Consider the following 12,305-nt stretch of genomic DNA (forward strand, 5'->3'; position numbering starts at 1 on the left):
TGAGGACTTAGCCAGCGACCTTGGCGACGGCGCGCTCGAAACGCACTAGGGCTTCGTCGATATCGGATTCAGGAATAATCAGGGATGGCGCCAGACGCACCACGTTCAGACCGGCCACCAGAACCATGACGCCTTCGTCCAGGCCGGCATTGAGGAAATCCTTGGCCTTGCCCTGCCACTTCTCGGACAGCACACCGCCGAGCAGCAGGCCAGCACCGCGGACGTGATCAAATACACCATACTTCTCGCCGATGGCTTCCATCCCCTGACGCAAACGCAGCGAACGGGCTTCCACGCCTTTGAGCACATCCGGCTGGCTGACGATATCGATCACGCGCTGAGCTACGGCACAGGCCAGCGGGTTGCCGCCATAGGTGCTGCCGTGAGTGCCCACGCCCAAGCTGTCTGCGATCTTGGCGGTGGTCAGCATGGCCCCGATAGGGAAGCCCCCACCCAGAGCTTTGGCGGTCGAGAGAATATCCGGGGTCACGCCGTATTTTTGATAGGCGTAAAGGTGGCCGGTGCGGCCAACACCGGTTTGTACCTCATCGAAGACCAGCAAGGCGTCATGCTTATCGCACAGCTCGCGCAGGGCTTCGAGGAAGCCGGGCTTCGCCGGTAGGATGCCGCCTTCACCCTGGATCGGCTCGACGACGATGGCACAGGTCTTGTCGGAAATCAGTTTCTCGACACTGGCCAGGTCGTTGAAGTCCGCATGATGAATGCCTTGGGGCGCAGGCTCGAAGCCTTCCAGGTATTTTGGCTGGCCACCGACGGACACGGTAAACAGGGTGCGTCCGTGAAAACTGTTTTTGAACGCGATGATTTCGTGCTTGTCCGGGCCGTGGTGCTGCCACGCGTAGCGGCGAGCCAATTTGAAGGCGGCTTCGTTGGCTTCACCGCCGGAGTTGGCGAAGAACACACGCTCGGCGAAAGTCAGATCACACAGGGTTTTGGCCAGATGAATCGCCGGCTCGTTGGTCATGACATTGGACAGGTGCCAGATCTTCTCCGCCTGGGAGGTCAGTGCACCCACCAGACCGGGATGGGCGTGGCCCAGAGAGGTCACCGCGATCCCGCCGGCCAGGTCCACGTACTCCTTCCCTTCCTGATCCCAGATTCGCGAACCTTCGCCGCGTACCGGGATGATCTTGCCCGGGGCATAATTGGGAACCATAACGTCATCGAACATGGCACGGGTAATGGCGGCTGTAGTCATAACATCCTCTCGTTGTATTGGCACACGCTGCAGGCAGTCTAGACGGATGGGAACGATGTCGCTTTCATGTTTGCGACCCGGGCGTTACAGGAATGCGACCTGGGTTGGGGCCAGGGTCGTTAAATGTAGCCAGATGAGAGACCCGTTTTTAAACCTCCCGATCTTCGGACGGCGTCAACCCAAATGCGTTACGGTAAGTGGTACTGAAATGCGCCCCCGAGGAAAATCCACAGGCCATGGCGATATCCGTCAGGCTGAGCCCGCTGCTGCGCACCAGCTCTCGCGCCTTGTCCAGACGGATCTTGAGGTAATAGCGGGAAGGCACTGTGTCGAGGTACTTACGGAATAGTCGCTCGAGCTGCCGGCGTGAGAGATTGACATGGCCGGCAATGTCGTCGCCGGATAGCGGCTCTTCGATGTTGGCGAACATCAAGTCCACCGCTTCGGCCAGAGCCGGTTGTTCAGACCGCGTAGCCTGATCCAGTTCCGCACCGGCCCCCAATTCGGGCTCGCCAACCCGCTCGCGGACAAACCATTGCGCCAGGGCCTCGGCAACGTCCCGACCCAGCTCACGACCGATGGTCCAAATCATCAAATCCTGGGCGGCCGTGGCGCCACGGCAGGTCAGGCGGTTGCGGTCGACGCAGAAGACATCGTCTGCAAGCCGCACGCCGCTATAGCGCTGGCGCAATTCCGGCGCTGGCAAGCCATGCAGCGTCGCCCGATAGCCATCCAGCAGGCCAGCATCCGCTAGCACCAACGAGCCACTGGCCAGTCCGCCCACGACAGGAACGGCGTTACAACGATCAACGAGGGTTTGCGTCAGATCTGCGGGCAATCCCCGGCACGGTGCATGGCCGCCCACGACGAGAAGCCAGTGGAAGTTGTCGAGGCAGTCGCCAAGCGGCGTTTCCGGCAAGGGCAACCCGGAGCTGAAAGCGGCGCCGAGTCCTAAATGGCGAAGGGCAAAGCTGTTCTCGCCCAGCAGCCGGTTACACGCCTGCAGCGGCTCGACCGCAGCGGCATAAGACAATGCGGACGCCCCTGGAAGCAACAGCAACCCCACATTCAGCGTCAATATTCCCCCTACGGCTCTGGATTTTATTCGGTGATCAACCGGTATTCGCGTCAGGCATCAGGATATCCGGCGAGTGAACGGCCGGCAGCTCAATGAGGCGGCGACGATGGCCGTCGCGCTGATGCAAGGCTTTAATCACCAGTTTATAGGAATCCAGATCGAAGGTAACACTCTGCCCGCGCAGAGAGAGATCGCTCATGTCGCTTTCATCATGCAGCGTCGTGATATGCATCCAATTATAGATAACCAGGATATCGGTGCGTTCTCGCCGGGGATTATGCTCAACGACGCCGACGGGGCCCGCCCACGGCCAGGTTTTCAGGCGCAGTGCGTGGAAGCCGATCTGGGTGCGCAGATTGTAGCGGGTGACGTCTTCGCCGCCATCGCAGGCCCCCTTACACCGGCCAAGGGTCCTCTGGAAGCAGGGGCCCTCGTTTCCAAACTCCAAGCCGAGTAGCCGGTTGCAGAGTTCGTTCTTCGCCGAAATGCCCTTCAACGCTCGCTCGGCATCGCGAATACTGCGAAAAAGGCCATAGTAATCGCCTAGCCGGTGGGGCTCGATTTCACGCACCAGCCGAGCCTGAAGGTATCCCTGATCGTTCTGCCTCAGCTCGATACTTACCAGATTTTTCGCCGGGCGGGAGCGCCGGTTGTATAGCGGGCTCAGGGTTTTGATCTGTTTCAGTTCCAGCAACAAAGCGCCCAGTTCACCTGCGGTCTCGGTCCATTCCACCCGGCGCAGGCTCTGGGACATGCGTATCCCGCGGTGTGAGTTGTGATCGCCAGAAAAATGCGAGGCCACCCGCTGCAGGATATTGGTGCTCTTCCCCACATAGAGCAGCACGTCGTTTTCGCCATAGAATCGATAGACACCCGGACACTGGGGCAACGTATCCAGCACGTCGTTGGGCAAATGCGACGGGATGCTAGGCCGCTTCAATAATGCACGGGATGTGTGCTCCACCATCCCATAGCCATGATCGGCCAGCGCCGTTTCGAAAAAGGCATGCATCGCATGAACATCGCCCATGGCCCGATGGCGCTCGACAACCGGTAAGCCATGGCGTGCGATGAGCTCATCCATATTGTGACGCCGATAAGCGGGATAGAGCCGGCGCGACAACTTCACGGTGCAAAGCACTCGCGCCGAAAAGGCCTGCCCCAACCGACGAAATTCCGCTTTGACGAAGCCATAGTCGAAGCGGGCGTTGTGGGCGACGAACACACAATCCTTAAGTTTCTCGCGCAGCGTGTCGGCGACATCTTCGAACAGGGGTGCGTCCGCCACCATGGCGTTCGTAATGCCCGTCAGTTGTTCTATAAAGGGGGAAATACGGGTCTGGGGGTTAAGTAACGTTTGCCATTCATCGACAACCTCGCCGTTGCGCCAGAAACGGATACCAACCTCCGTAATACGGTCACACGACGCATTACCACCGGTGGTTTCCAGATCGATAAAGGCAAGGGTACACGAGTCCAGGAACGGGCTTGATTCATTCATGCTTGCTATCTACGCGAAATGTTCAGGACTGGACCGAAAAATAAGACGCCCATGTGTGAGTGGCTGTTAACGCCTGCGGCCGCCTCTGGAGGGCCTTTAGACCTTGGTATAAATAATGTGCAATCTGTTTGAATTGTCATTAATCCGTAACTACTTTGAAGAAGACGCAACACAACAATAACGCACGGAGAACACTTCAATGAACCGCAACACAATAACAATTGCAGTTCGGGCGGCGACCTCTGTACTAGCTCTCGGCTTCGCTGGATCGACAATGGCGCTGGGTATCGCAGGGAAGACCAGCGATGGGATGGAGTATAGTGCAGAGATATATGGTTACGCCCGCCTCAACGCTTCCTACGATGTCGACGAAGACATTTCTAACAGTACTCGCTCCGGGGATTTCAGCAAGGTGAATACCGGCGATGACGAGGACAACGAAATATCCGGTCATTTTGGCGCAGACGCGGTTCAAAGCCGCCTAGGGGTGAAGGCTATGTTGCCGCACGACGTTAAGGTCGTGGTTGAGGGCGATTTCCGTCCAGGCAGCTTGCGACTCCGACATGCGTATGGTGAGTACATGGGCTGGATGGCAGGACAAAACTGGTCCAACTACACAAGCTTTGTCGGGTTTACGCCCACCCTGGATTTTGACGCTCTCCCAGGAAACGCGGGAGTGCAGTTCCGAGCCGCACAGCTGCGCTATACAAACGGCCCTCTATCCATTTCTGCAGAAGAACCTCTTAGTTATAGTGGATTAATTGATGGCGCAGGCGGAGATGCTGAAAAAGAAGGACTTCCCGTTCTAACGGCGCGGCTTGAAAACAAATCCGGCGTTTTCTCCTATTCTACCGCCGCGATTTTGCGACAAGTCAGCTACGACACCGGCACAAACGATGATGATGCTATAGGCTACGGGGCATTTGCAGCAGTTACCCTCTCTGCCACGGATAGCCTCAAGCTCTATGGCGTTATCAACTACACCAATGGCGCAAATACTTATCTATATCGCTCCGGGGAGAATTTCGCTGCAGAAGACGGCTATGTCGATGGTAGTGGAAACCTTGAACTCATCAGTGGGTACGGGGGCACGGTTGGCTTAACGATTGACCTTGGGAGTGATCGTTCAATCAATGCCGGTGTTGGCATGACCGAAGTCGATTGGGACGATGCTGAACAAGACTTGGGATCTGCCGTTATTGGCGACAAGCACGAAACCAACACCAGCGCTATGATCAACTACCAGTGGCACCTTCAAAAGAACGTAACCATGGGTATTGAATACGCCTACTACATGGTAGATGAGGTGGATGGCGACGATGGCGACGCCAGTCGGCTACTGTTCGCTGCCCAATATAACTTCTAAATAGTTAAACGATAAGCACTGAATGACATGGCCTAACAACCCAGATTGTCATTCAGTGCAAGTCAAACCCGGCTTTGGCCCGGAGACTGCCCCTGACGCATTATCAACATAAGCGTCACACGGTCAGTAGTGGTGAGGTGGTGATAATGATTTCGCATGGCAACACGATACTCGATTAGAGGGGATTGCACTTAATTATTGAGCGTGCGCTGCCTTAGCCACAAGAACTCCGCGGCTTCTTGCCTGCTCGCCGCCGTGTATCCAGTTCTTGTTTATCAGCTCATGGTTTACGATCCACGCTTTCCCCATGGGCGATACTGCCCGTAGCTGCCCTTCACTCCATTCGCTGTGGCCAGTTTACGGAGGGCCTTACACCTCCAAGAGTACGGCGGACATACAAAAAAGGAGGCTTAAGCCTCCAAACGCAGAAATCTAAGTTAACTCGCAAGTATATTTAACATGTTTAACTGAAGCCAAACTGAAAATTAAAATAATAGCCATCCATTTTAAATCCGAAAAAACATTGGCATTCAGGGTGGATTCAGAATCACCTGCTTAACTAACAGTAACGAGGCCCATTCGGGCAAGAAGCAGGAGATTACACCATGATTCCCAAGTACATCACTATCACTTTAACAGCCCTTTCTATCACCATTGCGTCTATTGCGAGTAACGCCCAAGGCCTGGCGGACCGTAAGAGCGATGTTTGGTCTTCAAATAAGTCTATCGTGCATCTTCATAGTCAAAACAACGACATGCCAAGAAAACCGCAGCCTACTTTTGGCAGCGGTGATAGCTTTGCGGAGCGACAGCAGATAGGCATAGAATCATTGTCTAATGATACACCTGATCACAGTCACAAACTCTATGAGAACAAACCTAATATTGCGCAGCCTGAGCATCCGCACTGGAAACACATCCACACAATAACTAGTGTCAAAATACCTGACGATGCTAAAACGGCTTATGATGCCAAACGATACATATTTGATAGCCAAACCTTCTAGGGCTGCAATATTACAAATAATGTGACCTTTTAATTTCGCGGCCTTGTGAATACATCTGTGCGGTAGCGTAATAACGTTTAAGTCTAAGCGTTAATGTTACATTTCATAAAGGCAAGGACATTTGACTGGATATTTTTTTACCAAGCGATCCCATCGCCGGGAACCGCATCGGTTCCCGGCTTTCTTTCCTTTTCGCCGCATTTACCTAAAACACCAAAATTGTGTATTTTTTGCACACTTACGCCGAGCTAGCGCACTGTCAATTTAATCGATGTTTTACCGATTAGCGTAAGCGTCCATTGTAGGTATATGCGTAAAGCTTCAGAGCTGTCCGACCCGTTGGCATAGCTCATGCTGTGAACCCTGCTAAGGGTTAACTAGAGGTCGGCGCCTGCAATCAAAAGAGCAATCAAAAGAGGAATCAAAAGAGCCTTCAAGGAGGTGACACCTTATGAAACGCGCTGATAGCAATCGTATTTTGTTCGAACTCACCCAGCCCCATGAGCGTGAGGTGATGGAAGATCTTCATCAGTATCTGGACTGGATGTTCTTCGCCAACTGATTCTATGCCGTGCCTGGCTTGAGCCGGGCACGCCCCTCCCGATCCATTGACCGCCTTCGCTCGCGCCGCCTCTGCAACACTTCACGAGTCCCCGATGATCCCTGTCCCGCCAGCCTGTGCCTTGGAAAGCGCGACCCAAAAAAAGCAGGCCGGAGCCTGCTTTTCATATTTCTTCTTCGCCAACTCTCCTTTCCGTTAGAGCAACAACCGGCGCACATCGCCCAGCAAGTTGCCGAGTAACGTGGTAAAGCGTGCGGCATCCGCGCCATTGACAGCGCGATGGTCGTAGGACAGGGAGAGCGGCATCATCAACCGCGGCTGGAATGCCTCGCCATCCCATGTCGGTTTCATGGACGCCTTGGATAGCCCCAATATGGCCACCTCCGGCGTGTTGACGATGGGCGTGAACGCGGTGCCGCCGATCCCCCCCAAGCTGGTAATGGAGAAGCAGGCGCCCTGCATTTCGTTGGGTTTGAGCTTCTTCTCCCGCGCTTTGGCGGCCAACTCCGAGGCTTCCGCCGCTAGCTCCCACAGGCCTTTCTTGTCGACATCCTTGATGACCGGCACCATCAGACCGGCCGGCGTGTCCACCGCAATGCCGATATGCACGTAACGCTTACGGATCAGCTCTTTGCGCTCCATGTCCAGAGACACGTTGAACTGCGGCAGTTCCGCCAGCGCGTGAGCGCAGGCCTTGAGTACGAAAGGCAGTGGTGTCATCTTCACACCCCGCTTCTCGCCTTCGGCTTTCAGGTCCTTGCGGAAGGCTTCCATATCGGTGATATCCGCATCTTCGTGCTGGGTGACATGAGGCACGTTGAGCCAGCTGCGCTGCATATTGGTGGCCGTAGCCACCTGCATGCGCGACATGCTTTCCCGCTCGATCTCACCGAATTGGCCGAAGTCCGGCAGTTTGATGCCCGGGATACCAGCCCCGGCCGATGCAGAACCTCCTTCCTGGGTGCGCTTGAGCTCGGACTTCACATAGCCCTGGACATCGTCCTTGAGAATGCGTCCTTTCGGTCCGCTGCCCTTGATCCGGCCCATGTCCACGCCGAACTCTCGGGCCAGCTTGCGGACCGCAGGCCCCGCATGCACCTTGGCACCATCGGTGCGGGGCACCGGCTCGGAGTCGTCGGATTTCCCGGCATCTTCCTTTTTCGAGGCAGCTTTCTTCTCGCTTTGCTTTTGCTGGGACGCTTCTTCCTCGGCCGCTTCGTCCGATTCGTCCTCGGCAGCGTCTTCCTCACCTTCGTCGGTGACGGTCAACTCAAGCAGATCATCGCCTTCCGACAGTTTGTCGCCTTCACTGACCAGCACCTTGGTGACTTTGCCAGCATAGGGGGAAGGAATTTCGAAGGTCGCCTTATCCGATTCGACGGTGACCAGCGGATCTTCCTCGGCCACCTCATCCCCATCCTTGACGTTAATCTCGATAACCGGCACATCCTCGGCGCCATCCATGCTGGGCACCTTGACGATTTCCTTGCGGGTACCACCAGAGGACTTCTTGGTTTTTCCTTTCTTCGGCTCGGATTCCGCTTTTTCCTCGGATTTGTCTTCAGCCTCGCTCTCGGGTTCGTCGGTCGGCGCTTCATCGGCGGCCTCATCACCCTCGCCGGAGAGTGTCATTTCCAGCAGATCGTTGCCTTCCGAGAGCTTGTCGCCCTCCTTTACCAGCACTTTTTCCACTTTGCCGGCGTAGGGCGACGGAATCTCGAAGGTCGCCTTATCGGACTCCACGGTGACCAGTGGATCCTCTTCGGCCACTTCGTCGCCAGGCTGAACGTTGATCTCGATAACCGGCACATCTTCGGCGCCGTCCATGCTGGGGACTTTGACCGTCTCCTTGCGAGAGCCGCCAGCGGATTTCTTCTCCGCCTTTTTGGGCTTTTCTTCCTTATCGCCCGTATCCTTCTTACTGCCTTTATCTTCCTTATCTTCCTTTTCAGACTCGGCCGGTTTTTCCTCCTCCGGCTCATCGTCATCGGCGCCGTCGGCATCGTCGGTTTCGATCATGCCGACGACATCGCCTTCCTTGACCTTGTCGCCCACCTTGGCGGTGATTTTGGTGATCTTGCCCGCCGCGGGTGACGGCAGATCGACTGAGGCTTTGTCGGATTCCACCGTCAGGATGGAATCTTCCTCCTCGACCGTGTCGCCCTTGCTGACGGTGATCTCGATGATCTCAACTTCGTCCGCACCGCCGAGATCGGGAACCTTGATTTCCTGTTCGCTCATGGCGGTCTCCTTAAACCTTCAGCGGGTTGGGTTTGTTGCGGTCGATACCGTATTTACGCATCGCCTCAAGCACTTGATCCTGCTTGACCTCCCCTTCCCGGGACAACGCCGTCAGTGCCGCAACCACCACATGGTAGCGATCGACCTCGAAGAAGCTGCGTAGGCGCTCGCGTGTATCGCTGCGACCGTAGCCATCGGTGCCAAGCACCTCGTATTCGGTCGGAATCCAGCGGCGTACCTGATCGGCGTAGAGCTTCATGTAGTCCGTGGATGCGACTACCGGGCCCTTCTGCTTTTCCAGGCATTTGGTAATGTAAGGCTGTTTCGCCTTATCGTCCGGATGAAGCCTGTTCCAGCGGTCCACGTGCTGGCCGTCGCGGGCCAGTTCGTTGAAGCTGGTCACGCTCCACACGTCGCTGGCCACGCTGAAGTCATCTTTGAGTAACTGGGCGGCCGCCCGGACCTCGTTGAGGATCGCGCCGCAACCCAGTAGCTGAACCCGAGGCGTCTTCTTGCGGCCTTTGGTTTCGACGGACTCCAGTTGGTACATGCCTTTGACGATGCCGTCCTCGACACCTTTGGGCATGGCCGGCTGCTGGTAATTTTCGTTCAGCAACGTGATGTAATAGAAAACATTTTCGTTGTTTTCGTACATTCGCTTCATGCCATCGTGCACAATCACGGCCAGTTCGTAGGCATAGGTGGGGTCGTAGGACACGCAGGACGGGAACGTCTGGGCCAGGATATGGCTGTGCCCATCCTGGTGCTGCAAGCCCTCGCCGTTGAGCGTGGTACGGCCGGAAGTGCCGCCCATGAGGAAGCCTCGGGCCTGGATATCGCAGGAGGCCCAAGCCAAGTCGCCCACCCGCTGGAAACCGAACATGGAGTAGAAACTGTAGAACGGAATCAGCGGGAAATCATTGGTGCTGTAGGAGGTGGCACACGCCATCCAGGCGGCCATCGAGCCATCCTCGGTGATGCCTTCCTCGAGGATCTGGCCCTGCTTGTCCTCCTTGTAGTACATGATCTGTTCACGGTCCTGGGGCGTGTATTTCTGCCCCTCGGAGGTATAGATCCCCATCTGGCGGAACATCCCTTCCATGCCGAACGTTCGCGCCTCGTCCGGTACGATAGGCACCACCCGCTTGCCAACGCGCTTGTCCTTGGACAATGAGGTCAGAAGGCGCACAAACGCCATGGTGGTTGAGATTTCCCGGTCGCCGGAACCGTCCAGCAGATTGCTGAAAATGTCGACTTTCGGAATTTGCAGCGGCTGGCTGTCCCTGCGGCGTTTGGGATAGAAACCACCCAGTTCCTGCCGGCGCTTTTTCATGTAGACCATTTCCGGACTATCCGGCGCCGGACGGTAATAGGGCACGTCCTTGAGTTCTTCGTCCTTCAACGGGATGCCGAAACGATCACGGAAAGCCTTGAGCCCCTCAATATCCATCTTCTTAAGGGAATGGGCGGTGTTCTGCGCCTCGCCGGCGGCGCCGAAACCATAGCCCTTGATGGTGTGCGCAAGAATGACCGTCGGCTTGCCTTTATTATGAACGGCGTTGTGATAGGCGGCGTAGACCTTGTACGGGTCATGACCGCCACGGTTGAGCTGGTTGATGTCGTCGTCGGTCATGTCCTCGACCAACTTCGCCAGCTCCGGGTACTTGCCGAAGAAGTGCTTACGGGTATAGGCCGGACCATTGCTCTTATAGTTCTGCAGTTCACCGTCGCAGATTTCATCCATGGCGTGCTGCATCACACCGTCGGTATCGCGTTCAAACAACTGGTCCCACATGCGGCCCCAAACCACCTTGAGTACGTTCCAGTTGGCCCCCCGGAACACACCTTCCAATTCCTGGATGATTTTGCCGTTGCCACGCACCGGGCCGTCCAGGCGCTGCAGGTTGCAGTTGATGACGAAGATCAGGTTGTCCAGCTTTTCGCGGCCGGCCAGCGCGATAGCGCCCAGGGTTTCCGGCTCGTCGCATTCGCCATCGCCGATAAAGCACCACACGTGGCGGTCGCCCATATCGATCAACTCGCGACTGTGGAGGTACTTCATGACGTGCGCTTGGTAGATCGCCTGAATGGGCCCCAACCCCATGGAAACGGTGGGAAATTCCCAGTAATCCGGCATTAACCAAGGGTGCGGGTAGGACGACAAGCCGTTGCCATCGACCTCTTCGCGATATTTATCCAGGTGCTCTTCTTCAAATCGCCCTTCCAGATAAGAGCGGGCGTAGATACCCGGCGACGAATGACCCTGGAAATACACCGAATCGGATTCTTGCTTCTCGTTGCCGGCATTAAAGAAGTAGTTGAAACCAACATCGTAAAGCGTGGCCGCCGACGAGAACGAGGATACGTGTCCGCCCAGTTCGCCTGGGCGCTTGTTCGCCCGCAGCACCATCGCCAGGGCATTCCAGCGGATCAACGAACGAATGCGGCGTTCCATGAACAGGTCGCCCGGCATCCGTGATTCCTGGGTGACGGGAATGGTGTTGCGAAACGGCGTGGTAATCGAATAGGGAAGCTGGGTACCGTCCCGGCTGGCACGCTCGGAAAGACGTTCCATGATGAACTTGGCACGCTCCAACCCCTCATTCTCGATGAGGGAGTCCAGCGCCTCCATCCATTCCTGGGTTTCGATAGGATCTTCGTCCTGATACATCCGACCCTCCTAAAGGTGTCAGTTGAGGCGCCTTGTGGGCGCTCCTGATTGCGGCAAATCATTGCGCTCGTTGCGCGGGGTTACTGCACTCATGACAGCATGACGTTCACGGCGGGAGCGGTTTGGCTCCCTCGACGGCTTGAAACAGGAAAGCAGGTATGCCGGGGCCCAGTAAAGCAAAATTCAATAGCCGGATGACCTGCGTCAGGCGCCTTGAACTCGCTGGACATCGTCCCGCTGTGGCCAGCGTGTATTTTCGCAGGCACTCTCTAAGCCCAACTAAGCCCAACTAAGCCAAAATTAAGCCCAACTAAGCCAAAATTCCTAAGCCAGAAACCCCTAAGCATAGAACAGGATCAACAACTTGCTTATGACGAACCGTTAAGGAATCCTTGAGCAGGCTCTGTATAGCGTCCGGCTTCAACGCAGGCTGAATGCTCTTCAGGGCCTGTTCAAAGGCTCCTTAGGCATGTCCATGACCTACCGTCATACAAGACAGCTAGGATGAAATGTTCCGCCGATAGTCACAAGGGCTATGCGACCAATTTCTAAGAACGCTTGAGAAAAGCGCCAGCGAACCGCCCCGCCCGTTCGATTTTGGCGTCAGTCCACACTAGTCTAGTGAGAGACATAAAGACCTCAGAATATGCAAAGGTGTCA

Annotated in this window: 7 protein-coding genes; 2 read left to right on the forward strand and 5 right to left on the reverse strand. The window is 55.9% G+C overall.

The annotated features are described in order from the left end of the window. Window positions 1-7 precede the first annotated feature (7 nt). From FXO11_RS17030 to FXO11_RS17040, 3 genes are all read right to left on the reverse strand, one after another. Entirely contained in the window at window positions 8-1,219 is a 1,212-nt protein-coding gene (locus FXO11_RS17030) for an aspartate aminotransferase family protein (protein WP_148864144.1), read from the reverse strand. Between the two features lie 148 nt (window positions 1,220-1,367). Beyond that, a complete protein-coding gene (locus tag FXO11_RS17035) occupies window positions 1,368-2,297 on the reverse strand; it encodes a GlxA family transcriptional regulator (protein ID WP_148864145.1) in 930 nt (309 codons plus the stop codon). A 34-nt stretch (window positions 2,298-2,331) separates the two neighbouring features. Then, window positions 2,332-3,798 carry an exonuclease domain-containing protein gene (locus tag FXO11_RS17040; protein WP_148864146.1) on the reverse strand — a complete coding sequence of 489 codons (1,467 nt, stop codon included), beginning with the start codon at window positions 3,796-3,798 and terminating at the stop codon, window positions 2,332-2,334. A 199-nt stretch (window positions 3,799-3,997) separates the two neighbouring features. On the opposite strand from FXO11_RS17040, the gene FXO11_RS17045 reads away from it, so the two are divergent. Beyond that, entirely contained in the window at window positions 3,998-5,164 is a 1,167-nt protein-coding gene (locus tag FXO11_RS17045) for a DcaP family trimeric outer membrane transporter (RefSeq protein WP_148864147.1), read from the forward strand. 605 nt (window positions 5,165-5,769) lie between these two features. After that, window positions 5,770-6,171 (forward strand): hypothetical protein, encoded by a 402-nt coding sequence (locus FXO11_RS17050; protein ID WP_148864148.1) that lies wholly within the window; start codon window positions 5,770-5,772, stop codon window positions 6,169-6,171. A 757-nt stretch (window positions 6,172-6,928) separates the two neighbouring features. Here FXO11_RS17050 and aceF read toward each other — a convergent pair. Together aceF and aceE are read right to left on the reverse strand one after the other, a co-directional pair. Beyond that, window positions 6,929-8,974: a dihydrolipoyllysine-residue acetyltransferase gene (gene aceF / locus FXO11_RS17055; protein ID WP_148864149.1), complete on the reverse strand. Its 2,046-nt coding sequence runs from the start codon at window positions 8,972-8,974 to the stop codon at window positions 6,929-6,931. A gap of 10 nt (window positions 8,975-8,984) precedes the next feature. Next, window positions 8,985-11,645 carry a pyruvate dehydrogenase (acetyl-transferring), homodimeric type gene (gene aceE, locus FXO11_RS17060; RefSeq protein ID WP_148864150.1) on the reverse strand — a complete coding sequence of 887 codons (2,661 nt, stop codon included), beginning with the start codon at window positions 11,643-11,645 and terminating at the stop codon, window positions 8,985-8,987. Window positions 11,646-12,305: the final 660 nt, after the last annotated feature.

The organism is Marinobacter fonticola (assembly GCF_008122265.1).
Taxonomy (GTDB): Bacteria; Pseudomonadota; Gammaproteobacteria; order Pseudomonadales; family Oleiphilaceae; genus Marinobacter_A; species Marinobacter_A fonticola.

Excerpts from the sequence above, each read along its gene's own strand:
- FXO11_RS17030 (WP_148864144.1), bottom strand. The coding sequence starts at position 1,219 with ATGACTACAGCCGCCATTACCCGTGCCATGTTCGATGACGTTATGGTT.
- FXO11_RS17040 (WP_148864146.1), bottom strand. The coding sequence starts at position 3,798 with ATGAATGAATCAAGCCCGTTCCTGGACTCGTGTACCCTTGCCTTTATC.
- FXO11_RS17045 (WP_148864147.1), top strand. The coding sequence starts at position 3,998 with ATGAACCGCAACACAATAACAATTGCAGTTCGGGCGGCGACCTCTGTA.
- FXO11_RS17050 (WP_148864148.1), top strand. The coding sequence starts at position 5,770 with ATGATTCCCAAGTACATCACTATCACTTTAACAGCCCTTTCTATCACC.
- aceF (WP_148864149.1), bottom strand. The coding sequence starts at position 8,974 with ATGAGCGAACAGGAAATCAAGGTTCCCGATCTCGGCGGTGCGGACGAA.
- aceE (WP_148864150.1), bottom strand. The coding sequence starts at position 11,645 with ATGTATCAGGACGAAGATCCTATCGAAACCCAGGAATGGATGGAGGCG.